Source organism: Arthrobacter sp. Y3222053 (genome assembly GCF_059092805.1).
On record NZ_JBNHIA010000003.1, the window covers coordinates 217,371 to 240,974 of the forward strand.

Annotated in this window: 20 protein-coding genes; 5 read left to right on the forward strand and 15 right to left on the reverse strand. The window is 69.6% G+C overall.

The genetic code is table 11. From position 1 onward, the window contains the following. Positions 1–2 precede the first annotated feature (2 nt). The 4 genes from AC5RUW_RS09095 to AC5RUW_RS09110 all read right to left on the reverse strand — a co-directional run bounded on the left by AC5RUW_RS09095 (position 3) and on the right by AC5RUW_RS09110 (position 2,852). Positions 3–929 (reverse strand): hypothetical protein, encoded by a 927-nt coding sequence (locus tag AC5RUW_RS09095; protein ID WP_494160400.1) that lies wholly within the window; start codon positions 927–929, stop codon positions 3–5. Then, positions 929–1,663: a signal peptidase I gene (locus tag AC5RUW_RS09100; protein WP_494160401.1), complete on the reverse strand. Its 735-nt coding sequence runs from the start codon at positions 1,661–1,663 to the stop codon at positions 929–931. Before AC5RUW_RS09100 ends, AC5RUW_RS09095 begins: the two co-directional genes overlap by 1 nt. A gap of 22 nt (positions 1,664–1,685) precedes the next feature. Next, the gene (locus AC5RUW_RS09105; RefSeq protein ID WP_494160402.1) at positions 1,686–2,258 is read right to left on the reverse strand and encodes a hypothetical protein; all 573 of its coding nucleotides are present in this window, start codon (positions 2,256–2,258) and stop codon (positions 1,686–1,688) included. A gap of 78 nt (positions 2,259–2,336) precedes the next feature. Further along, complete coding sequence (locus AC5RUW_RS09110) at positions 2,337–2,852, reverse strand: alternate-type signal peptide domain-containing protein (protein WP_494160403.1); 516 nt, start codon at positions 2,850–2,852, stop codon at positions 2,337–2,339. Positions 2,853–3,147: 295 nt separating this feature from the next. Here AC5RUW_RS09110 and AC5RUW_RS09115 point away from each other — a divergent pair, with 295 nt between their 5' ends. After that, complete coding sequence (locus tag AC5RUW_RS09115) at positions 3,148–4,557, forward strand: NAD-dependent succinate-semialdehyde dehydrogenase (RefSeq protein WP_494160404.1); 1,410 nt, start codon at positions 3,148–3,150, stop codon at positions 4,555–4,557. Positions 4,558–4,809: 252 nt separating this feature from the next. Further along, entirely contained in the window at positions 4,810–5,172 is a 363-nt protein-coding gene (locus AC5RUW_RS09120; protein WP_494160405.1) for a hypothetical protein, read from the forward strand. 52 nt (positions 5,173–5,224) lie between these two features. On the opposite strand, the gene AC5RUW_RS09125 is transcribed toward AC5RUW_RS09120, so the two are convergent. Continuing rightward, entirely contained in the window at positions 5,225–6,010 is a 786-nt protein-coding gene (locus tag AC5RUW_RS09125) for a response regulator transcription factor (RefSeq protein ID WP_494160406.1), read from the reverse strand. Positions 6,011–6,134: 124 nt separating this feature from the next. On the opposite strand from AC5RUW_RS09125, the gene AC5RUW_RS09130 reads away from it, so the two are divergent. Further along, positions 6,135–7,856, forward strand: a complete 1,722-nt coding sequence (locus AC5RUW_RS09130) for a sensor histidine kinase (RefSeq protein WP_494160407.1) — start codon at positions 6,135–6,137, stop codon at positions 7,854–7,856. On the opposite strand, the gene AC5RUW_RS09135 is transcribed toward AC5RUW_RS09130, so the two are convergent. Beyond that, positions 7,853–9,298, reverse strand: a complete 1,446-nt coding sequence (locus AC5RUW_RS09135) for a sugar nucleotide-binding protein (RefSeq protein ID WP_494160408.1) — start codon at positions 9,296–9,298, stop codon at positions 7,853–7,855. The genes AC5RUW_RS09130 and AC5RUW_RS09135 overlap by 4 nt on opposite strands. Before the next feature lie 2 nt (positions 9,299–9,300). After that, complete coding sequence (gene rfbB, locus AC5RUW_RS09140; protein WP_494160409.1) at positions 9,301–10,299, reverse strand: dTDP-glucose 4,6-dehydratase; 999 nt, start codon at positions 10,297–10,299, stop codon at positions 9,301–9,303. Positions 10,300–10,351: 52 nt separating this feature from the next. On the opposite strand from rfbB, the gene rfbA reads away from it, so the two are divergent. Next, complete coding sequence (gene rfbA / locus AC5RUW_RS09145; protein ID WP_494160410.1) at positions 10,352–11,239, forward strand: glucose-1-phosphate thymidylyltransferase RfbA; 888 nt, start codon at positions 10,352–10,354, stop codon at positions 11,237–11,239. 40 nt (positions 11,240–11,279) lie between these two features. Here the strand turns inward: rfbA and sufU are convergent, their stop codons facing one another. The 4 genes from sufU to AC5RUW_RS09165 all read right to left on the reverse strand — a co-directional run bounded on the left by sufU (position 11,280) and on the right by AC5RUW_RS09165 (position 16,754). Next, the gene (gene sufU / locus AC5RUW_RS09150) at positions 11,280–11,747 is read right to left on the reverse strand and encodes a Fe-S cluster assembly sulfur transfer protein SufU (protein WP_494160411.1); all 468 of its coding nucleotides are present in this window, start codon (positions 11,745–11,747) and stop codon (positions 11,280–11,282) included. Next, positions 11,744–13,063, reverse strand: a complete 1,320-nt coding sequence (locus tag AC5RUW_RS09155) for a cysteine desulfurase (RefSeq protein ID WP_494160412.1) — start codon at positions 13,061–13,063, stop codon at positions 11,744–11,746. The genes sufU and AC5RUW_RS09155 overlap by 4 nt, the downstream gene beginning before the upstream one ends. A 126-nt stretch (positions 13,064–13,189) precedes the next feature. Beyond that, positions 13,190–15,361: an acyltransferase family protein gene (locus tag AC5RUW_RS09160; protein ID WP_494160413.1), complete on the reverse strand. Its 2,172-nt coding sequence runs from the start codon at positions 15,359–15,361 to the stop codon at positions 13,190–13,192. After that, the gene (locus tag AC5RUW_RS09165; protein WP_494160414.1) at positions 15,348–16,754 is read right to left on the reverse strand and encodes a glycosyltransferase; all 1,407 of its coding nucleotides are present in this window, start codon (positions 16,752–16,754) and stop codon (positions 15,348–15,350) included. Before AC5RUW_RS09165 ends, AC5RUW_RS09160 begins: the two co-directional genes overlap by 14 nt. A 124-nt stretch (positions 16,755–16,878) precedes the next feature. On the opposite strand from AC5RUW_RS09165, the gene AC5RUW_RS09170 reads away from it, so the two are divergent. Further along, positions 16,879–18,822: a right-handed parallel beta-helix repeat-containing protein gene (locus tag AC5RUW_RS09170; RefSeq protein ID WP_494160415.1), complete on the forward strand. Its 1,944-nt coding sequence runs from the start codon at positions 16,879–16,881 to the stop codon at positions 18,820–18,822. Here AC5RUW_RS09170 and AC5RUW_RS09175 read toward each other — a convergent pair. From AC5RUW_RS09175 to AC5RUW_RS09190, 4 genes are read right to left on the reverse strand one after another with little or no spacing between them, the layout of a single operon-like run. Continuing rightward, the gene (locus tag AC5RUW_RS09175; protein WP_494160416.1) at positions 18,747–19,997 is read right to left on the reverse strand and encodes an O-antigen ligase family protein; all 1,251 of its coding nucleotides are present in this window, start codon (positions 19,995–19,997) and stop codon (positions 18,747–18,749) included. The two genes, AC5RUW_RS09170 and AC5RUW_RS09175, sit on opposite strands and share 76 nt — an antisense overlap. After that, on the reverse strand, positions 19,997–21,505 hold the full coding sequence (locus tag AC5RUW_RS09180) for a hypothetical protein (protein WP_494160417.1): 1,509 nt from the start codon (positions 21,503–21,505) through the stop codon (positions 19,997–19,999). Before AC5RUW_RS09180 ends, AC5RUW_RS09175 begins: the two co-directional genes overlap by 1 nt. After that, the gene (locus AC5RUW_RS09185; protein ID WP_494160418.1) at positions 21,496–22,260 is read right to left on the reverse strand and encodes a CDP-alcohol phosphatidyltransferase family protein; all 765 of its coding nucleotides are present in this window, start codon (positions 22,258–22,260) and stop codon (positions 21,496–21,498) included. Before AC5RUW_RS09185 ends, AC5RUW_RS09180 begins: the two co-directional genes overlap by 10 nt. Next, positions 22,257–23,486: a hypothetical protein gene (locus AC5RUW_RS09190; protein WP_494160419.1), complete on the reverse strand. Its 1,230-nt coding sequence runs from the start codon at positions 23,484–23,486 to the stop codon at positions 22,257–22,259. Before AC5RUW_RS09190 ends, AC5RUW_RS09185 begins: the two co-directional genes overlap by 4 nt. Between the last annotated feature and the right edge of the window lie 118 nt (positions 23,487–23,604).

Sequence of the window (23,604 nt, forward strand, 5' to 3'; positions counted from 1 at the left end):
CATCATGACGCATTATTCCTGATCCGCAGCACCGCCGCCGCGCAGAACGCGGCGCCCAGAACCAGCATGAGCGCACCCTGCAGGGTGCGGGCAATCGGCTCCACGGTGCTTTCGAAGGACGCCGGCGCCAGGGACGGCAGCGAGCGTCCGTACTTATCCAACACGGCACCGCCCGGCTGCAGGGGTTCGGTTCCGGCGGCGACGGCCGCCACGGCTTCCCCTGGAGCTGCCTGGCGCGGCCCCCCGGCCGGCGTCATCCCTTCCGGGCCTGTGCCGCCGTCCGTACCGGTGCCGATGACGGTGGCGTCCCGGGTCCCGGTGCCCTCCGTCTCCTGGCCGCTCCCGGGCTCGGGCGCGGGCTCCGGTGCGGTGTAGCTCCTGCACGCACCGCCTTCGCCGGCGGCCGCGGAGGGTTCAAGGAGGAACAGCAGGTCGAAGTCGGCGGTCGAACTCTTCGTCGAGTTGGGGGCTGACAACGGCAGCAGCGCTTCCACGTCGAGTCGGAGGACTTCTCCGGGCGCGAGCTCCCAGTTCCGGGCCAGCTCTGCGCATTGTCCCGCCTCGCCCATGGGCACCCGATCGTAGTCCTCACCGGAGGCACGGGCGCCGATCTCCAGGATGCCCGCCAGCCCGCCGCCGGAGCGGGTGGTCACTGCGGCCATCGAGAGCACAGCCGGCTCGTTGGCGCTGCTGCGCACCCAAAGGGCGGAGCCGGCGGCTGCGCCCGGCACGAGCCTCAACTCGGCGGCAAAGACGGGATCGGTCAGGACCGAACGATAGTCGGTCCCGTTCCCGCTGACTTCAAGGTACTGCCCTTCGGCCTGGGCAGAAGCTCCGGAGGCCAGGGACAGCGTTCCGGCGAGTGCCGCCGCCGCCCCGGCGGCGAGAAGCCTCCTGGTACCGCGGCGGCGGGGTGTGCTCGGCTGCATCAGACGGCTACCCTCCGCTGGTGCAGGGACCGTGAGTCGTCGTGGTGGTCGGCACCGCAGTCGCAGTCGCCCAGGACCGGGTCCGCGTGGTCCGTATCCGCGTGGGCACCGGGCTGCCGGCCGGCGTGCAGGTGATGGATCTCCGAGGTGCGGATCTCCTCGGCCGCTTCGCCCTCCGCCTCCGGGCTGCTGCCCTTCCGCCTGCGGCTGAGCGCTCCGCGCACCAGGGTCACGACCCCGTAGCCCAGCAAACCGACGGCGGCCCACTGCACGGCCGCCCCGCGGTCCGTGTTGCCCAGGGCGTTCGCGGCGAAACCGACTAACGGGACGGCGTAGAAGAGCTTGCCGCGGACCTGGAGTTCGGTCACCGGCTGCTCGTCCGCGATGTCGTTGTTGTCGCCCTTGGTGATCAGGGTACGGTTGCCGGCCTGGTCGGCGCCGAAGGAGATGATGCGGTGGGTGATGACGGCCGGCTTGCCGGACTCCATCTGGTAGGTGACCACGTCGCCGACCTGCAGTTCGTTATACGGGGTCGGCTTGACGACCAGGAAGGTGCCGGGCGCGTAGTGCGGTGCCATCGAGCTGGTCAGCACGCTGTAGGTCTGGGATCCGGTCAGGAGCGGGACCACGATCAGCACCAGCGCCGCCAGGACGGTGATGCAGAGGGCGACGTAGCTCAGCAGTGAGCCGACCAGGGCCAGGGCCGAGCGCTTGGCTGCTTTACCGTTCGACATGGGATCCTCTTCCAAGGGTGTTCTAGGCCGCGGGGACCTGGTCGAAAGTGACGATGACCGGAATGGAGAGCCGGGGAGCGGAGGCCAGCAGGCTGGCCGGTGCGTCCTTCTTCAGGAGCACCTGGACGCAGACGCGGCCCGTGGTTCCCTGCTCGATCCGGATGGGAGGCGGTACCGCGCCGACGGCGCCGTAGGCCTGTGCGGCGCAGGCGCCGGGCCGCAGGACGGACGCGGCGCGGACCTCGACCCACTGCTGGTAGCCGGGAGTGGCCGCTGCGAGGCGCGGGCCGGCTCCGGAGGAGAGCGTGGCGGTGACCGCCATCGGCGACCCGGCGTTATTGTAGTTGCCCACCGGCACCTCCAGGTAGGAGGCGGTGCCCGGGGTCAGCTGTCCCAGGTCCAGGGCCAGCGGCACGGCGGCGGAATTGGCCGGCTGTCCGTTGACGGTCACGTTGAAATCGGCGGCCTGGACCGTGCCGTAGCCCGCCGGCTCGAAGGCGTTCCACATGGCGTAGCTTCCCGAAGCGGTCAGGAGCCCCAGCACGACGGCGGCGGCGACAAGTGCCGCGGCCTTCAACGTCCTGATGATGCGCATCTGATCTCTCCTGAAAGCGGGCTGCGCGCGGCGGGTCCTGTGCCGCGCGCAGCCGGGGAACGCCTGGGTGGGAAGGAACTACTTGGAGACCGGCAGCTGGGTCAGCTTGTAGCCGATCTCGGAGAGGTTCAGCGACGCGTTGGTGGCGACCCGCTCGTTGGCATCGAAGGTGACCGAGCCGGTCACGGTGACCGTGCCGTTGTTCTCGGCGTCCAGCACCTTGTCCAGCGGGGCGCCGTTCTGGGTGACGGTGACGTCCCCAAGCTTCAGGGTGTTGAGGAAGTCTCCGGTGCTGGAGGGGATGCCGGTGAACTCGAACTTGGCCTGCATGGCGTCGCCCACCAGTGCGACGTCGACGTTCTGGGTGAAGGTCAGGGTCTGACCGGGGACGATCTTGTAGGCGTTGATATCCGCGATCTCCTGGCCGTTGACGGTCCAGGTACCGGGGTTGGCGGTGAGCTTCAGGTCACCCGCGGCGATGGTGCCGGCGTTGGTACGGGCCGTGTCGTTCCAGACGGCGAGGGTTCCGCCGCCGCCGATCAGCAGCGCCACGCCGAGGCCGGTAGCCAGTGCACCCTTGGTCATCTTGTTCATGTCGTTCCCCGTTCCCTGTCAGGCGGCGGGGTCCCTCCCCGCTGCTGAAACCAGATTCCGGCAAACGGCTCAAGAATCGGGCGCTGCTGTCCGCAGGGTTCATGAAACATTCCGGCAACGCTCAAGCGCCCCGCAAGGACGCCTCAACAACGGGTACGGTTCCCCTTCCCCACCGGCGTTTTCGACACCGAGCCGGCTGCGGGCGACGTATTCGGCCCGTACGCGTACGCGTGTTTCCCAACGGAGGCGAAACACGCGAAGATGAGGGAACTCACAGGAACGATAGGAGCAGGACGTGACCGCCACTTCCACCACCCCCTCCAACCGCAGCACCGCCTACCGGGTGGTCAACCCCGCCACCGGTGAGGTGCTGGAGGAATTCCCCACGGCCACCGACGACCAGGTGGCGCAGGCCCTCACCGGCGCCCAGGCCGCGTTCGAGACCTGGAAAGACGTCCCGATCGAGGAGCGTGCCAAAGTCGTCACGCGCATCGCGGAACTCTTCACCGAACGCGCTGACGAGCTGGCCGCCATCATTACCGAGGAAATGGGCAAGCCGTTGTCCGAGTCCAAGGGCGAGGTCGAATTCTGCGCGGACATCTTCACCTATTTCGCGGAGAACGGCCCGGAGCTCGCCGCCGACCAGCCGATCAAGCCGATCAACGGCGGCCGCGCCGTGATCCAGAAGCTGCCCGTGGGGGTGCTGCTGGGCATCATGCCGTGGAACTACCCGTACTACCAGGTGGCCCGCTTCGCCGCCCCCAACCTGATGCTGGGCAACACGATCATCCTCAAGCACGCCGAGAACTGCCCGCGCTCCGCGTTGGCGCTGCAGCAGCTGATGGACGACGCCGGCGTCCCGGCCGGCGGCTACACCAACGTCTTCGCCACCCACGGGCAGGTCGCCGACATCATCGCCGATCCCCGTGTGCAGGGCGTGTCGCTGACCGGTTCGGAGCGGGCGGGTGCGGCAGTGGCGGAGATCGCCGGCCGCAACCTGAAGAAGGTGGTGCTCGAGCTTGGCGGCTCGGACCCCTACATCATCCTCGACACCCCGGATGTGAAGGCCGCCGCTGAGGCCGCGTTCGCCACCCGTATGGGCAACACCGGCCAGGCCTGCAACTCGAACAAGCGCATCATCGTGACCGAGGACCTCTTCGAGGGGTTTGTCGCCGAGCTGGCTTCCCTCGCCAAGGGCCTGGTTCCGGGCGATCCCATGGCCGAGGAGCCCGGCACGTTCGCCCCGCTGTCCTCCGCCGCCGCCGCGGACGCCCTGGTCGCCCAGATCAACGACGCGGTCGAGAAGGGCGCCGTCCTGCACGCGGGCGGGCGGCGGATCGACGGGCCCGGGGCCTACGTGGAGCCGGCCGTGCTGACGGGCATCACGCCTGAAATGCGCGCCTACCGCGAAGAGCTGTTCGGGCCGGCCGTCGTGGTCTACCAGGTGGCCGACGACGACGAAGCGGTGCGGCTGGCCAACGACAGCGACTACGGGCTCGGCGCCGCCGTGTTCAGCACCGATGAGGACCGCGCCCGCGCCGTGGCCAACCGCCTCCAGTCCGGCATGGCGGCCGTCAATGCGGCGGAGGGCGAAGGCGCCGACATGCCCTTCGGCGGCGTCAAGCGCTCCGGCTACGGCCGGGAACTGGGCCCGCTCGGCATGGACGAGTTCGTCAACAAGCGGCTGCTTTACATCGCCGACTAAGGTACGCGCTGCCAGCGGCGCCGGTTCCCCCTGCGGGACCCGGCGCCGCCGTCGCCCGCCAAAAGGCGCTGCGCGGGGAGTGCCAAAGTTGCAGCGATCTTGAGCGTTACGTGGATCAGCGTTGAGGCTGCGATGGCAGGCTGGCAGGGCAATTCCCATCGACCAAGGTGAAGGGGCCCCCACCATCCACCTCCCATCCAGCTCCGCCTGCTGCCGTTCCGGGCCGGCCGACCCGTCCCAGGGCCGGCTGTGATGACCCGCGAAGAGCGGCCTCCCCTGCTTGCCCGGGCCCTGCTGCAGGAACTGCACGAGCAGATGGGCACGGAGGCCACGGCTGCCTTCGTACGGAACTACATCAGCATGTGGGACAGCCGCTACGCTCGGCTGGAAACTGCCTGCCTCGAAGATGACGCCGCGGCCGCCATGGATGTGGTCCTGTCCATCAAGACCGCCAGCCATATGGCCGGGGCGGCCCGCCTCTCCGCGCTGGCTTCGACGGCCCAGCACCATCTGGGAAGCTACGACGTGGCTGCGGTCTCCGCCATGCTCGGCTGTTTCCGTTCCTGCGGCGCCGAAACCATGCTCTCGCTGGCAGCCCGCACCGGCTGCGCCTGATCCCGCGGTACCTGGCGGGGCTCACCTACGTACCGGCGCCGGTGGCGCCCGATCAGCCCTGTTCCGGAGCCAGGCGGTAACCCACGCCGCGGACAGTCTCAAGCCAGCGGGGCGCCCGGGAATCATCACCGAGTTTGCGCCGCAGGTTGCCCACGTGGACCTCGATGGTCCGTTCATCGGCGTCGCTGATGTACGAGCCGGTGTCGTATTCCTCGCCCCGGAGCCGGCGCACGAGGTCCGGCTTCGTACGGACGCGCCGACCGCCGGAGAGCAGCGCTTCCAGCAGGTCGAATTCGGTGCGGGTCAGGGAGATCTGCCGCCCGCCGATCTCGGTGCTGCGCGTACCGGAGTCGAGCACCAGGCCGTTGTGGCGGTACACGCCCTCGTTGGCGGAGGGAACCATGGCCGGGACCTGCGCGGGAGCAGCGGTACCGGGAGTCCCCTGCCCGCCGGCCGGTTCGGCTGCGGTGCGGGGGCGGCGGAGCATGGCGGAGATTCTGGCCCGCAGCTCGCGCGGCCGGAACGGTTTGGTCACGTAGTCATCGGCTCCGGCTTCGAGGCCCATCAGCGTGTCCAGCTCCTCCGCCCGAGCGGTGAGCATGACGATATAGGCGTCGCTGAACTGCCGAAGCTGCCGGATCACCTCGAACCCGTCGATGTCCGGCAGGCCCAGGTCCAGGGTCACGACGGCGGGGTTGTGGCGGCGCACCGCCTCCACTCCTTCGCTGCCGTTGGGGCTGGCGTGGACTTCGAATCCGGACTGCTGCAGGACGGCATGCAGCAGGTCGCGAATGTCCGTGTCGTCCTCAATGATGACCGCGACGCGCTGTGATTCCATGAATGTAGGTTTTTCCTGTCCTGCGTGACCCTGCGGGGTTCCCCGCCCCCGCTGCGCGTCATTCTACAGGTAATCCGGGTAATGTGGGCGGATCAGCACGTAGTTCGGAAGGGTTTTCACCCGTATGTCCAGTTCTCCACACGGCACCCGGAATGTCCTGGGCATACGTTGGCAGTTCCATGAAATGAACCTGCGTTGGCGCGTTTTTGTCAGTCAGCTCCCGCTGGCCCTTACCGTCCTGCTGGCCCTGCCCATGGTCTGGTTCGTCAGCCCGTGGCTCCTTGCCGATCAGCATTTCCGCACCGGGCTGATACTGGTCGCGGCCCTGACCGCCGCTGCTGCCGCCGTTCCGTGGCACCGCCTGCCGCCTCTGCTTTATTGGACCATTCCGCTGCTGGATTTTGTGGCCATCGGCTATCTCTACGACAGCGGCCGCTCCGCGGTTCTCGGGCTGAGCCTCCTCGCCGTTTTTCCCGTTTTTTGGCTCGCATGGTCGGAAATTGCCCCCAAAACCGCAGCACTGCTGAGCTTTGTCGGAACCGCGCTGATTCTGTGGGCTCCGATCCTTGGCTCCCCCAACCTCACGGCGGCCTCGCTCGCCGCGACGATGCTCATTCCCTTCATCATGGTGGCCGTCTCCGCCACCACCTCCGTGGTCAGCCTGGGCTCCACCCGGCAGCAGCGGCAGCTGCGCAGCGCGGAGTCACGGGTCTCAGCTTCCCTGGCGGAATCCCGGCTGCGCACCGTCCTCCTGGACGCCGTGCTGGACGCGGTCGACGTCGGCGTCCTGGCTTTGGGAGCGGACGGCCGGGAGCTGGTCCGCAACACCCGACAGGAAGGGTACCGGCAGCTGGTCCTGCCGCCGTCCGGCGCCCCTCGCCGAGGCGAGGCCGATTACCTGCTGTTCGCGCCGGACGGCAAGACCCCGCTGGTCACGGAGGAACGCCCCGGCTTCCGTGCCCTGCGCGGTGAAGCCTTCTCCGGCTGCCTGATCTGGGCCGGGGTCGGCGAACGGCAGCGCACGCTGTCCGTCTCCACCCGTCCGATGCGCGATGATGACGGTGTGTTGACCGGCTCCGTGCTGGCCTTCTCCGACGTCACTGAACTGGTGTCCGCACTGCGGGTGAAGGACGAGTTCGTTGCCAGTGTGTCGCACGAGCTGCGGACTCCGCTGACTTCGATTATCGGCTACATGGACCTTGCCCTGGAGGAAGCTGAGGACATCAACCTGCAGGGGCCGATCCCCGCAGCACTGCAGGTCTCGCTGCGCAATGCAGAGCGGCTGCTGGCACTGGTTTCGGATCTGCTGTCCACGGCCTCCGGCGCGGTGGCGATCGACCCTGCCCCGATGGACCTGGCGCAGGTGGTCTCCGACAGCCTGGAGGCGGCCGGTCCCCGGGCGGAAGCAGCCCAGGTCCTGCTCGTCGATGAATCCGCCGGTCATCTTCCCCTGCGCGCAGACCCCGGCCGGTTGGGCCAGGTGCTGGACAACCTGCTGTCCAACGCCATTAAGTACACACCCCGGGGCGGCACCGTATGGGTGCGGGCCAGGAGCACCCGGGACGGCGTGCTGGTGGAGGTGGAGGACACCGGCATGGGCATGAGCGCCACGGAACAGTCGGAGGTCTTCACCCGGTTTTTCCGCACCGCCGGAGTGCGCCGGAAGGCCATCCCCGGAGTCGGGCTGGGCCTGGTGATCTCCAAGTCGATCGTCGAAGCCCACGGCGGGCGGATCTCCTTCAGCTCCGAGGCGGACGTGGGCACGACCTTCCGGGTCTGGCTGCCCGCCGCCCCGGAGGAGGCGCCCGCTGAGACTGCTGCCGGCGCCGACACCTCGGCTTCCTAGACCATGGCGAGGGCGGCGGCAACGTAATCCTGCAGGCGGGACCCGGCGTCGGGCGGCACGAACCCGGTGCCCCGGATCTTGGCCAGGTTCAGGGTGCTGAGGCCCGGGCGCGGCGCGGTGCCGCCCTTTCCCGCATAGTAGTCCGCGGTGCTCACCGGGATGACGGCGGCCGGGTCGGCGCCCGCCAGCCGGTACACCTCGGCCGCAATGTCGGCCCAGGAACCCTGCCCGCCGGTGTTGGTCAGGTTGTACGTGCCGTACGGAGCGCCGGAGTCCAGCAGGTGACGGATGCCTGCGGCAAGGTCCTCGGCAAACGTCAGCCTGCCGGTCTGGTCGGCGACGACGGCGGGCCGGACGCCGCGCCGTGCCAGGGACAGCATGGTGCGGACGAAGTTCGGACCCTCGCCGACGACCCAGCTGGTGCGCACAATGAAATGCTGCGGGGCGGCTGCGGCGGCCAGGTCGCCGGCAGCCTTCGTCTGCCCGTAGACGCCGAGCGGGGAGAACGGCTCGTCCTCGCGGTGGCCCACGAAGGGATCCGCGCCGCCGTCGGGCACGGTGCCGTCGAAGACGTAGTCGCTGGAGATCTGGACCAGGGTGAGCCTGTGCCGGGCTGCAGTCTCGGCGAGCCGGGCCACGGCCATGGCGTTGACTGCCCAGGCGGCGCGGCGGCCCTCCACGGTTTCGGCGCCGTCCACATTGGTGTAGGCGGCGGCGTTGATGATCGTCGAGTAGTCCTGCCAGCGGAAGCGCTCCAGCGCTGCCGGGTCGGTCAGGTCCAGCTCTGCGCGGCTGACGTAGTCCACGTGCCCGGCGTCGGCGTACTCCGCCCGCAGGGCGCGGCCGAGCTGCCCGTCGGCGCCGGTGACCAGGATCCGCCGCGGCGGCATCGGTGCGACGTCGGCGAGCATCGGATGCGCGCGGTCCTTGGCCGAGAGTTCGGCCTGCTCCAGCGGAATGGGCCAGTCGATGCCGGCCTGGGGATCGGCCAGGTTCAGGAAGGTGTACTGCTCCTGCGCTCCCGCGGACCAGTGGTCGTTGACCAGGTAGACGTAGGCTGTGCCGTCCTCGAGGGTCTGGAAGGCGTTGCCCACCCCTCGGGGCACGAACACTGCGGTGGAGGGATCGACCTCCGCAGTGAAGACGGTTCCGAAGCTCTCGCCTTCGCGCAGGTCCACCCAGGCGCCGAAGATCCGGCCGGTGGCCACGGACACGTACTTGTCCCACGGCTCGGCGTGGATGCCGCGGGTGGTCCCTGCCGTCTCGTTGAAGGAAATGTTGTTCTGCGCCGGGCCGAAATCCGGCAGGCCTGCGGCGAGCATCTTTTCCCGCTGCCAGTTCTCCTTGAACCAGCCCCGATTGTCGCCGTGCACCGGAAGACCAAACAGCAGCAGTCCCGGGATCGGCGTGGTGCGCACGGTCAGCGGCTTGGCGAACTCCATGGCTACTGTCCCTGCTCCCGGTACTTGGCCTCGGTGGCGGCCTTGCGGGGCCGCCACCAGGACTCGTTCTCCCGGTACCAGTCGATAGTCGCCTCCAGGCCCTGCTCGAAGTCGGAGAACTGCGGGGACCAGCCCAGCTCGGTGCGCAGCCGGGTGGAGTCAATGGCGTACCGCAGGTCGTGTCCGGGCCGGTCGACGACCTGGTCGTAGGCGTCGGCGGGCTGGCCGGTCAGCTTCAGGATCAGTTCGACGACGTCCTTGTTGTTCCGCTCCCCGTCGGCGCCGATCAGGTAGGTCTGCCCGATCTGCCCGGCCTCGATGATCCGCAGCACGGCGGAGGAGTGGTCATCTGCATGGATCCAGTCGCGCACGTTGGCTCCGGCGCCGTAAAGCTTGGGGCGGACGCCGTCGAGCACGTTGGTGATCTGGCGTGGAATGAACTTCTCCACGTGCTGATACGGGCCGTAATTGTTCGAGCAGTTGCTGATCGTCGCGCGCAGACCGAAGGAGCGTACCCACGCGCGCACCAGCAGGTCGGAGCCGGCCTTCGTAGAGGAGTACGGGCTGGATGGGTTGTACGGCGTGGACTCGGTGAACCGCTGCGGATCGTCCAGCTCCAGGTCGCCGTACACCTCGTCGGTGGAGATGTGGTGGAATCGGGTGTCGTGCTTCCGGGCGGCCTCGATCAGCGTGTAGGTGCCGATGATGTTGGTGTCCAGGAAGGGCCGGGGATCGTGCAGCGAGTTGTCGTTGTGGGATTCGGCGGCGAAGTGCACGACGACGTCGGCCGCGGCCACCAGCGGATCCACCACCGCGGCGTCGCAGATGTCCCCCTGCACGAAGGTCAGCCGGTCCGGCGGCAGCCCCGCCAGCGAGTCTTGGTTGCCTGCGTAGGTCAGTTTGTCCAGGACGGTGACCGCGTCATCCCTGCGCGCGAGCACCTGCCGGACGAAGTTGGATCCGATGAACCCGGCGCCCCCGGTGACCAAGTAGTTCTGCATGCGGGCACATTACGCATTGCCGGTGCGGTACTTAACCGTAATCATGTGCGGCATGCGGGGGATCATCCTTGCCGGCGGCACCGGCTCCAGGCTTCATCCGATCACTTTGGGCATCAGCAAGCAGCTGATGCCTGTCTACGACAAGCCCATGGTCTATTACCCGCTGTCCACCTTGATTCTGGCGGGGATCCGGGACATCCTCGTGATCACCACCCCGCAGGACGAGGAACAGTTCCGGCGGCTGCTCGGAGACGGCTCCCGCTTCGGAGTCTCGCTCTCCTACCGGGCGCAGCCCGCGCCCGAGGGTCTGGCGCAGGCCTTCGTGCTGGGAGCCGACCATATCGGCGCCGACCCCGTAGCTCTGGTGCTCGGCGACAACATCTTCTACGGGCACGGCATGGGCGGCCGGCTGCGCCGGCATACGGCGCCGGAGGGCGCCGTGATCTTCGGATACCAGGTCTCCGACCCGAGCGCCTACGGCGTCGTGGAGTTCGATGCCGCCCATCGTGTCCTGTCCCTGGAGGAAAAGCCGGCGGCTCCGCGCAGCTCCTACGCGGTGCCCGGGCTGTACTTCTACGACAACGACGTCGTGGAGCTGGCGGCGGGGCTGCAGCCGTCGGCCCGCGGCGAGCTGGAAATCACCGACCTGAACCGGATCTACCTGGAGCAGGGACGACTGCAGGTCGAAATCCTGCCGCGGGGCAGCGCCTGGCTGGACACCGGCACGTTTTCCTCCCTCAACGACGCCTCCAATTTCATCCGCACCATCGAGAACCGGCAGGGCCTGAAAATCGGCGCCCCCGAGGAAGTCGCCTGGCGGCAGGGTTTCATCTCCGATGAGGAGCTGCGCGCCCTGGCCGAGCCGCTGCGCAAGAGCGGCTACGGCGCCTACCTGCTCGGGCTGCTTGAAACCGGCGACCGGCAGCCACTGCCCGTCTGAGTCCGGCGGCACGGCCCGGGCCTGAGCCCGGGGCCAGGCTTCAGGATGCCGGGGATCCGGCGGCGGCGAGCGCCTCCTCCAGGGCAACCCACGCCAGCATCGCGCACTTGACCCGGGCCGGGTAGCGCGCCACACCGGAAAAGGCCGCGGCATCACCCAGCACCTCTTCATCGGCCGCTACGGAGCCGCGGGACCGCATCACCTCGCGGAAGTTCTCCACCAGGCGGCCGGCCTCATCCCGGTCAACGCCCTGCATCAGGTCGGTCAGCACCGACGCCGATGCCATGGAGATGGAGCACCCCTGCCCTTCCCAGCTGATCCCGGCCACCCGGCCCGCACCGCCGTCGACGGCCGCCCGCAGGGTAATCTCGTCTCCGCACGTGGGATTGAGCTGATGCGATTCGCCCGTGTGCAGGCCGTCGGCGGCCTCCTGCAGGCCGGCGCCGTGGCGCTGCCTCGCATGGTCGAGAATGATCTGCTGGTACAACTGCTGCAGGTCCGAACTCATGAGGAGACTCCAAAGAAGGGGCGGACGCCGGCAACCGCTTCAAGGAAGGCATCGACGTCGTCGGTGGTGTTGTACAGATAAGTGCTGGCGCGGGTCGTGGAGACCAGTCCCAGCCGCCGGTGCAGCGGCTGCGCACAATGGTGGCCCACCCGCACGGCGATGCCCTTGTCGTCCAGGAACTGGCCGACGTCGTGCGAGTGCACGCCCTCGACGTCGAACGCGGCCAGGCCGATGCGCTCCACACCCGCCTTCGGGCCCAGCACCCGGACGCCCGGGATCTGCTCAAGGCCGGCGACCAGCCGCTCCCCCAGCTGCGCCTCCCAGGCATGGATGCGCTCCATGCCGGTCTCCCGCAGGTAGTTCACGGCCGTGGCCAGGGCCATCGCCTGGGATATCCGCTGGGTGCCGGCCTCGAAGCGCTGCGGAGCCGGCAGGTACTCGGCCTTTTCCATCGTCACCGTGGTGATCATGGACCCGCCGGTGAGGAACGGGGGCAGGGCATTGAGCAGCTCGCGCCGCCCGTAGAGGGCGCCGATGCCGGTGGGGCCCAGCATCTTGTGTCCGGAGAAGACGGCGAAGTCCACGTCCAGCGCCTTGACGTCCACCGGCATGTGGGGCACGGACTGGCAGGCATCCAGCAGCACGAGCGCCCCGTGCCGGTGCGCCAGGGCGGTCAGCTGGTCCACCGGGTTGATGGTGCCGAGCACGTTCGAGGCGTGGGTAAAAGCAAGAATCCTGGTCCGCGGGCCGATGATCCGCTCGGCCTCGTCCAGCCGCAGGCCGCCGTCGTCGTCCACCGGAATGAACCGCAGCGTCGCGCCGGTACGGAAGGCCAGCTCCTGCCAGGGAATCAGATTGGCGTGGTGCTCCATCTCGGTCACCACGATTTCGTCCGCGGGGCCGAGCCGGAACCGCTCAGCTGCCTCGCCGCCGCGGCCAAGGCTGGCGTTGGAGAAGGCATAGGCCACAAGGTTGATGCCCTCAGTCGCGTTGGAGGTCCAGACCAGTTCGTCGGTGCCGGCGTTGATGAACCCGGCGACCGTCTGCCGTGCATCCTCGAAGACATCAGTGGCCGCGACCGCCAGGGAGTGCGCTCCGCGGTGCACGGCGGAGTTGCGCTGTTCGTAGAACTCCTGCTCCGCTTCCATCACGCAGGTGGGGTTCTGCGACGTCGCCCCGGAGTCCAGATACACCAGGGGGCGGCCGTTCACCTCCTGCTGCAGGATCGGGAAGTCGTTGCGGATCCGCAGCGCCTCCTCATTGTCGAGGGCGCTGTCCGCGGGGCGGAGGCTGGAGGGCGTGGAAACAACGGGCAAGGGAACTCCTCCGCTGGACGATCGGCCGGGATACGCTGGCGGACCTATTACGCAACACAAGTCTGCCCTAAATGATCCCACGGATGATCATGCCACGCACCGCCCCGGCGCGCACTTAAGTGCTGCCTAAGTTCCGGCTCCGCCGAGGACGTCGGCCAGCAGCGGCGCCAGGGACCGGGAGTACTCCGGGGTGAGGTGGCTGTTGTCCACCCGCACCGGAGTGGTGCCCACAAAGCCGGGGCAGCGTCCTTCGCGGTCGCAGAACCACCGCTGGGTGTCCACGTAGCGGATGGAGGCATGCACGGCGCCGCCGGCGTCCTCCCCCGGGGCCTCGGCCACGGCGTTCAGCTGAGCCCGCTGCATGCCCTCCCAGGTGGAGTTGATCCGTGTCAGGCAGTCCCCGGGGGAGCCGAGCGCGGTGACGCAGTCCTGGAGGCTGCGCCCGCCGGGCGGGGGCGAAAGGACCAGGATCTCTTCCTCCACGGCCGGGGCGAGACGCGAAAGGGTGGCCGCCAGTCCGGTGGAGGCTTCCTGCACCGCCTCGGCGCCGGTGCTGCCGGAGTCCAACCTGGACAGGGTGTCGTCCGAATCGGCGATGATCAGAACATCGGGGCGGAGCCGCAGGATCTGCGCCATCGCCCAGTCCCGGTGCGCCGCGCACTCCGGATAGGGCTCGCCGCCGTTACGGGTCACCTGGACCCCGGCGGCCGGGCACTGGCCACGGGTCAGCGGGACGGTTTCCCACCCCAGTTCCGCAGCCGCGGCGTCGATGCCCGGCATCCACGCGATGGCGTAGGAGTCGCCGAGCACGGCCACGGTCCTGCTGCCGGTTTCGGCCCCGCCGCGGCACCGCGCGGTGTTTCCGGCGCTGATCTCCGCGCATCCGTCCTGGTTCACCGACTTCACCCAGGTCGTGGTGCCCAGGGAAGCGAGGTCCGGGCTGAACTCCGGGAACTGCTCTGCCTGCACGGCGTCGTCAATGCGCTGTTCAAGTTCCTCGCGAAACGCCTCCCCTGCTGCCGCCCCGCCGGCAGGGTCTTCGGCGGCAACGGCACCGCCCGGGTCTGCGGGGCCCGGCAGCCGCAGGCTCAGCACCGCCGCGCCAACCACGACGGCGGTGAGCGCAGCCATCGCGGTCAGCAGCCGGGCCCGGCGGATCCGACGCGGAACGGGCGGAGCCCCGGGCCGGCGTCCGAACAGCGAGCTGTGCTGCAGCGGATACTCCACCAGGTGGAACGATGCCGCGGAGAGCGCCAGAATCAGCAGCAGTGCGGCCGGGGCAAAGAGCAGCCCGTCGGCAGGCAGCAGGGCCGGCAGCAGGATGATCACCGGGAAGTGCCAGAGGTAGACCGAATAGGAGATCCGCCCCAGGTACTGGCTGACACGGTTGGTCAGCCACCCGGTGCCCGGAGCATCCCCGCCCGTGCCGGCGGCGATGAGCAGGACCGTGCCGGACACCGGCAGCAGCGCCGCAGGCGCAGGGACGCCGCTGGCCTTGTCCATGGCAAGCACCGCAAACGCGATCAGGATCAGCCCGGCCAGGCCAAGCACGCCCCTGGCCCGCCGATTCAGGCGGGCAAGGGCGGGCGCGACGACGGCGAGCAGGGCGCCGGCGGCAAGCTCCCATCCGCGGGTCAGGGATGAGAAGTAGGCCCAGGTCGGCTGGGCCGCGGACTGCCACAACGCAAAAGCGAAGGAGCCTGCGGCAACCACGCCGGCAAACAGAGCCAGGAGGGGCGCCAGCCTCCTGACCCGCCCTCCGGAGCCGCCGAGCGCCAGGGCACCTGCGAGGACCACCAGCCAGGGCCACAGCAGATAAAACTGTTCCTCCACCGCCAGCGACCAGTAATGCTGCAGCGGCGAGACAGTGCCGTCCATCTGCCAGTAGTCCGTGCCCACGGCGGCGAAGTGCCAGTTCGCCGCGAACAGTACCGCCCAGATTCCGTCCGTGCGGACCGCATCGCCCCGGGAGGCATTCACCAGCAGGTAGGTGGCCAGCACGGTGACCAGGACCACCAGCAGCGCTGCAGGCAGAATCCGCCGGGCCCGGCGGCGGTAGAACTCCGCGATGCTGATCCGACCGGTGGCGCCGAGTTCGCGGATCAGGAGCCCGGTGATCAGGAACCCGGAGATCACCAGGAACACGTCCACCCCGAAGAACCCTCCGGAGGGGGCCTGGACCAGGTGGTTGAGCACCACCACCGTCACGGCCAGCGCGCGCAGGCCCTGGATGTCCCGGCGCAGGGCCCGGCCGGCAGGTCGCGGCGATGCCCGGGGCGTGGTTTCAGGCCTGGACATCATGGCGGCTCCTCGGGTCAGACATGGAGAACTTGGACAGGATGGCGTCGGAAGCCGATGGACCGGGGTCGGCCGATCCGGTGGCCGGCGGTGGTGCCGCAGCATACGGAGCAGATGCAAGGGCCATGGGGGGCGGGAAAGCGGGCGCCGGCGCGCCAGGCTGCACCCCCAGCACGGTCGACGCGATACGCCTGCGGTAGCGGACGGGCGAGTGTCGGCGGGCGGCGTCGGCCGCATTGGCCACCGCCCGCGCCCGCCACCGTGCCCAGTGTCGAGCGATGCATGTCAGGGCGTCCGCGAGCGCGGCAGCATCAGCGGGTGGCACCAAGTAAACGCTGTTGTAGACCCCGCCGGCTTCCCGGAGCCCTGAGGTATCGCTGACCACCGCCGGGCGGGCGGCGAGCACGCTCTCCACGGCCGTGTTGCCGAACGGTTCGTCCTGCCTGGACGGGACCAGGCAGACATCGGCATCGGCGAGGTAGGGCCAGGGCTCGGGCTGAAAGCCGTGCAGGCGGACCGAGCCACTCACACCGAGTTCCGTGATCAGCCCGCGCAGCCCCCGTTCAAAGGCCTCGTTGCCGCTGAAGACCGCTCCGACAATGTCCAGTTCCGCCGGCACTCCCCGTTCCCGCAGCAGGGCCAGCGCACTGACGGCCACGTCCACGCCCTTGCGGTGCGACAGCCGGCCCACGTACACGAGCCGCAGGACGCCGTCGAGCACGGCACGCGGAGCCGGCAGATCCGGCGGGCCGGACACGGCATTCGGCAGCACCTGTGCCCGGGGTGTTCCGCCCGGGCTCAGCGGAAGCGAACGGCGCAGCACATCACGGCTGAAGCGGCTGTTCACCAGCACTTCGTGGGCGGCAGTCAGCGGCACGGCCAAAGCCACACGCAGCGGCAGGGGTGCCGATTCCTCGGCTTCATGCACATGGGCCACCACCCGGCACCCGGCGAGCCGGGCCAGCACCGTCCACAGCGGCACTGTGAGGGTGCTGACATAGACCGTCTGCGGGCGCAGCTCCCGCAGCAGGCGCAGCATGGCCGCTGCCTCGCCGGGCAGCCGCAGGGCGGCAGACATGGCGGCGCGGGGAGACAGCAGCGCCTTGCGCAGCACCGGCGTCGGGCAATACCGCACCTGTGCACCGTACCTCCGGGCCTCGGTCACCAGCGGCCCGGGTGCCGGCACGGTCAGCACCACCCGGGCGCCGGCCTCGGACAGGCCCCGGATGCTCTCCAGCAGCATCCGGTCCGACCCGTAAAGATCCGCCACCGGATGGGCCACCAGCACCAGGGGCAGGGCCTGCCGGCAGGCGGCCGGACCCGGGAAGCCCGGGCCGACAGCGTGGAGCGACGGCAGCCCCGGCGGGTGGACGCGTGCGTGCATGGCGCTCATGGCAGGCTCCTTGATAACGGGACGGCTGAGGTCGCTGGGATGGATTCGGCGCCACCGTGGCACGGCGCCGGCCGGTGTGATTGCCTTCGACCGGAACCTGCACGGGCCGCGGTCAGGAGAATCGATGTCTGTTTCACGGCGCCGCTCCCGTCCCTCTCAGCGCCGCGGGCTGCACCCGATGATCCTGCTGCTGCTCGCGGTGCTGGGCAGCGGCTGCAGCGCGGGCCCCATTCCGGAAACCTCCGGATCGTCCGCACCGGCGCCCGCGCCGTCGGCCTTCGAGTCCCCGAAGGCGGCGGAGGGCGTCAGTCCCGATCCCGACGGCGGCCAGGCCGGCAGCCCCGCGGCGCCGCAGGCTGCCATGGGGGCCCCGGCCCCCGGCGGCAGCGCCTATGCCGTGCCTGCGAACGCGCTGTTCGTAGCCCCGGACGGCTCCGACCGAGGCCCCGGCACTCAACGGCGGCCGCTCCGGACGGTCACCGCAGCGGTGAAAGCCGCCAGCGACGGGCAGACGGTGGTACTGCGGGCGGGCAGCTACCACGAGAGCATCACCATTCCCGAGGGCACCCGAATCACCCTCCAGCCCTACCCCGATGAAGCTGTCTGGTTGGACGGCAGCCGGCCGGTGGCCGGGTTCGTCCCGGTCGGCGCCGCTTTCTCCGCTGATTGGGACGTGCGCTTCGACCACAGCCCGACCTACACCTGGGGCGCGCGGGACGGACACGAGCACGGCTGGCATTTCCTGGATGCGCAGTATCCGCTGGCAGCGCACCCGGACCAGGTCTGGCTCGACGGGCAGCCGCTGCGGCAGGTCGCGAGCGTTGAGGAGCTCGACGCCGAGAGCTTCCACGTCGATTACGCAGCCGGTCGTCTCACCCTCGGCGCTGACCCTGCCGGGCGAAGTGTCCGCGCCAGTGCGCTGGCCAAAGCCCTGAGCATACGATCCGAGGGCACTGTGGTCAGGGGTCTGGGCATCAGACGGTACGCCCCATCCGTCCCGCACATGGGAGCAGTGACCGTTGAACGCCCGGACACGGTTCTCGAGGCGCTGACCATCAGTGACAACGCCACCACGGGCTTGTTCCTGGGCGCGCCGGACATCCGCGTCTCCCATCTGACTGTGGCGGGCAACGGCATGCTGGGCGTGACCGCAACCCATGCGGACGGGCTGAAGCTGCAGAACGCAGCGGTCATCGGCAACAACCGGGAGCATTTCCGCCACTCCCCCGTGGCGGGAGGCATCAAGATAGCCCGCAGCCGCGGGGTGGAGATCCGTGGAAGCCTGCTGGAGAACAACCACGGCACCGGACTGTGGCTGGACGAATCGGTGCGCGGTGCCGCGGTTAGCGGGAACGTCCTCAGCGGGAACGCGGCGCATGGCTTCTCCGCCGAAATCTCCGCCGACGTGGATGTGGTCGACAATGTGATCAGCGGCAACAGCGGGGCCGGCGCCAAGGTCAACAACTGCACCCGGGTGCGGATCTGGAACAACACGTTCGTGGGCAACGGACGGGAGCTGAACATCGTCCAGGACCCCCGAAGGGCAGACCAGCCGGGCACTCCCGGGCGGGATCCACGGTACGGGTTCGACCCGCAGGTGCCCTGGACCAGCGGCCCGACGGCAGTTCACAACAATATCTTCTACGGGGCGGGCAACGACTGCCTGCTGTGCGTGGAGGACTACTCGCGCCAGTCCTCCGCCGAGAACCTCGGCATCATGGCGGACGGCAATGCCTATCAGCGGCCGGAGGCGGGTGCGGCGGCTCCGGCGGTCCTGTGGGCAGGCCCGGGAGGAAGCAACCGGGCCTTCGCCACCGCTGCGGAATTCGCCGCAGGCACCGGCCAGGAGCAGGCACTCATCCAGCTGCACGGTCCGCTCGTCGAGGAAGGTTCCTTGACTGCGCTGCCCCACGTTGCAGCGAAGGCCGCTGCCACCGCTTTGCCGCTGCCGGCCGATCTTGCGGCGCTGGCCGGCCGTCCCCCTGGCGCCCGTCATTTGGGCGCCTTCGTCAGCGTCTCCGACGCGGGCTGGGCGGAAGCCGGTACGGATGCGGGCTCGGGCGGATAGACGGCGCTTTCGACGCGGGCGTCCCGAGTCCTCCCGGCGACGATCAGCGCGATGACGAAGAACAGGACAAAGGCGGCGCTGGCCTCCGTCAGTCCGTTCTCCAACGCGCTTCGGCCGACGACGAAGGTCAGCAGGGTGGGCGGCAGGCCACCCGGGATGCCCCTGTTGGCAAACGCTTGGAACACGGCCGTCAGGACCCAGACGGCCAGTACCAACACCCCCACCACGCCGGCCTGAGCGAGCGCGGATACCCAGCTGGAGTCCAGCACCTGTTCGTCCCAGTACTGCCCCTGTACCGGGACGGTCTTGATGGAAAGCCCTTCCCCCACCCACCAGGTCCAGGTGCCGGGCGGAGTCGAGAGCACCGCTTCCCAGGCGATGGTGCGGGAATTCAGGGTCAGCAGGGAGGCGCTGTCGGGGCGCATCAGCAGTGAAGACACCAGCGGCGTGAAGAAGGCGACGCCGACGGCGAGCGGCACCGCGGCAAGGAACAGCACCACCAGGACCCGACGGATCCGGCCGAGGTAGAGCACGTTGACCAGAACGGCGGCTGCCATCACCGCGATGCCGGTCCGGGAGCCGGTGGCCAGGACCGCCGCCCCCAGGACGACCGCGCCCGGCACCGCCCAGGCAAGCCGGCGTCCCCGCAGCACCAGGTGCACGCAGCCCAGTCCCGGCGCCGCTGCCAGCAGAGCAATGAGGTTTGGGCTCAGGGGCAGGATGCCGCCCTCCAGCCGCCCGCCGTCCAGCAGTTCACCCACTCCGCCGGCGGCCGCGACGGCCCCGACCGTGCCCATCGCGGCCAGCAGCAGCCCAAGTGCGTCGGAGCCCGGGAGCACCCGCAGCACCAGGACGGCAGTCAGACCCGCCAGGATCAGGCGGACGGCCAGCACCGCGGAGGGAAGCAGTTCTCCGCCCTGGGCGGCGCCGAGCAGCGACACCGCTGCGAATAACAGCAGGAGAAGCGCGGGCCCCGCCGCCACGGGCCGTCGCTCCCCGGCGAGATTCCAGGCTGCCGCGGCGGCCAGGGCGATGCCCTGCAAAGCGGCCTTGGCCAGTACCACGGTGTCCAGCCCCCCGTCGTAGTACACGCCCTGCCGCCAGGGCACCACGCTCACCAGCAGCAGGCACCAGACAGCAAAGCCTGCCCCGCGGTGGATCCACGCCGTCACCATCAGCCCTCCGTCACGGTGGGGGCGGTGGGAACAACACTCGCCGCGGCACCGCTTACCGGCGGACGGGCCGGTGCCCGGGCGGGCACCGGCCCCGTGTCTGTGACGTGACGGCTGCCCGCCTGCCCGGTATTCGAAGGTCCGGTCTGCCCCGCAGGACGCGCAGCTGCGGCGGGTCCGCGGGACCGGCCGTCTACCGTCCGCGGGCCATGGCTTCCGGTCCGGCCGCGGGACAGGTGCAGCACGCGGCTGCGCCGCCGTGGAGGGACCTCCTGCAACACTGCACCCAGCAGCCGGACCCGGAGGGTCTGCAGCTCCAGGACTCCGAGATCCAGCTGCTCGTCGGTGGTCTCGCAATAGCAGGCCAGCACGACGGCGGCGGAGACTGCGGGAGCGAGCAGGGTGTTGTTCAGCGGGCCCGTTCCCGGCCGGGTCGGGACCAGCAACAGGTCGAAGCGCGCCGCGAGATCGTTCAGCATCGGACCGGAGCGGGCGGCGAGGTCCGCGGCGGGCAGCAGGTCCGCTGATCCGCCGACCGGCACGAGGATGAACTGACCTCCGTGCACCGGTACCATGATCCGCTCCGGGGACGTTCCTGCTGCCAGCAGGTCAGTCCAGCCAAGGCCCCCCTTGGCACCTCCGGCGACCGGCCCGGGGGCGGCTTCGAGGACACCCACCCTCCGGCCGCCGGCGGCCAGATGCCCGGCCCACCCCTCCACCAGATCGCGCTGGGCATTCGAGGACCCCGGGCAGCACGAGGACAGCAGCAAAATCCCGGGCAGCCCCCCACCGGCGGCCTGCAGCACTGACGCCGTCAGCTCGCGGAAGCAGTCCTCCGCCGCCGTGCCGCCCCGATGACGGCCACCGGCCGGAGGAACCTGAGCGAGCAGCTCCAGTCCCGCCACCCGCTCAACGTCACGGGCTCCACGCAGGACACGCGGGCCGCCGCCGCCGGCCAGGGCGGCAAGCATGCCCAGCGCCACCCCGGCCAGCGCTCCTCCGGCCAGGTTCAGCGTCAGGTTGGGCGAAGCGGGGCGCACCGGAACCGCAGCCGGAACAAGCAGCTCGGCCCGTACCCTTACCGGGCCCGGCTCCTGGTCAGCTATGGCATCCGCTACCGCCTCAGCTGTTGCATCTGCGAGCCTGGCAGCTGCATCGGCATCGGCGGACCGGCCTGTGATCTGCAGTTGCGTGGTTCCGGGCGGGTTGGCGGCGCTCACCGCGTCGGTCACCTCCTCCGGCAGCACACCTGACGCCTGCGCGGCAGATTCCACGACGGCAGGCGAGCCGACCAGCGGAGGGTAGTTGGGCATCCGGTCCTCCGCGTACTCGGCATCCTGATAAGAGGTTCCGTCGATGGAAGAGGCGCGCACCTGAAGGAGCGCGTACGCCTCATAGGTGCGGGGGCCGAACCATGTGGCGAGGGCCGCCGCATCGACGGCCAGGAAGGTCACCAGCAGGATCAGCGCTGCGCGGCGGCGGAAAACCTCCATGTACTGGCTCAGTTCCACGATTTGACCTCCCGGTACCACTTCCCCAGCGCCAGAATGAGGAACGCCCACGTCAGCACCGCAAGGAGGGTGTACGCGGCGGTGAAGGCCGGCGGAGCAGCCAGCAGCAGGAACAGGACACACAAAAGCCCGAAGTCCGTGGGCAGCACCGCCAGCGAGTACACCACTGAGGAGCGGCCGTCACCGGCCAGGCGGGTCCCGCCGTCGCCCCTGCGTGCACGGCGCAGCTGGTCCATCAGCAGGGTCGCGAAGAAGTGCACGGTCGCGCCGGCCTGGAATGCCAGCGGCACCAGGTACCAGAGCGGTTCGAGGTCATAGGAGCGCCACCAGCAAACAAGCACCGCCAGATGGATGGTCCCGACCTTGAAGGCATCGACCGTGTGGTCCAGCCACTCACCGGCGGCGCTGCCGGTCCCTTGGAGCCGGGCAAGCTGCCCGTCCGCTGAGTCCAGTGCGTATCCCACGACCAGGAGCAAGGCAACGAGGATGGCCGTCAGGGTGGCCAACGGTCCAGCGGCGAGCAGCCCGATTCCTGCAAAGGTGCAGGCGGCGCTGGCAGCCGTGACATGGTTTGGACTGAACCCGGCAGTGTACGCCCATGCTGCAAGGAGGCGTCCCAAGCGCCGGTTGATGAAACGCGAGTACGCGGGGGCGCCCTTGCTGGTCTTCTGGGCGTTGCCCAGGGCGGCCAGCGCCTGCCGAGTGGAGAGCCGACCGGCCATCCGCCGGGTTCGCAGCGATTCCTGCCCCGTCATTGATGCACCCACTTCTGGCCAGCTGCCGCCCCGGCTCGGTCAGCTTCACCATCGGTTGCCAGCAGCGGAACGAGCAGGAAGCGCCGCAGTGCCAGCCCGCCGGCCAGCGCTGCGGCGGCGGCGGCGAACGGTACCGGGGAAGCGGAACCAGCGACGGCGAGGACGGCGGCACCGGCAAGCAAAGCCGCCGCGGTGTCGGCCAAGCGGATGAGGAAGACCCGCAGCGATCCGGCACGGACGGCAGCCAGAGTGCCGTACGGGGTGGCCGCGGCGGTTGCTCCAGCGTAGGCCAGCCAGGCAGCGACGGCCCACGCATCCGGACTTCGGCCGGTGACGATCGGTCCGGCCACGGGAAGAAGGAGCAGTGCAGCCACGCTGCCCGTGAGGGTTATCAGCGTCAGCGCGGCTACCCCTCGGTCTGCCTGCCGGAGCAGGGTTGCCATGGGTGCGGCGCGGTTCCCCGCGAAGGACGCGAACAGATAGGACGAAATGCCTGCAACGATCTGCATGGCCGGAGCCGCGTAAACCCGGGCTACCTCCAGCAGTCCAGCCGCCTCCAGTGACAGCACGAGCACCACCGCCGTGCGAAGTCCGGTCAGGAGCGCCGGCCGCAGAGCCTGCTGTGCTGCCCGCCAGGCACCGAAACCGGCGATCCGGCGCCACCGGGCCCCGCGCAGAGAGACCAGGGAGCGTTCCTGGACCGGCAGCATCAGCCAGGCGACAACAATCCCTGCCAACTGGCCAACGGCGAGCGCCGCGAGGAACAGGCCAAGGCCGCCCTCGCCGTCCCCCGCGTGGCCTGCCGCCAGCACACTCCCGGCCACGGGCAGCACCGTGAGGTCAGCGACCACGATCCCGGTGAAGCGCAGGCGCACCATCAGCGTCCGGCGCAGCACATCCTTGACCAGGTAGGTGGCCACCGCGGCCGCCAGCACCGAAAGCTCCGGCGGGCCGATCAGGCCCACGGCCCAGGCCGCCGGCGGCACGGACAAGGAGCAGCCCACCCCAAGAACGACGAGCCAGCCCAGCAGGCCGCCGCGGGTGCCGGGGTCGAAGCGGTCCAGGACAGTCAGCGAATCCCCAACAAACCCGGTGGTCAACGCGCTGCACACCACCAGCAGCCCGTACAGGATACTCAGGCTGCCGAGCTCCGGCAGCGACAGGGTGCGTGCTGCGACAGCCAGGATCAGGAAGGCGGTAAGGCCCTGGCTGGCTTGGGCAGCCACGGCCCAGACGGCGGGCGCGCGGCCACCCTGGGTGCGGGCGGCCCTCCTGCCATGTCCCGCCCGGATCCTTCGCTGGCCGCCCCCCATCGCCGGGGTCACTTTACTGCTCCAGCGCCAT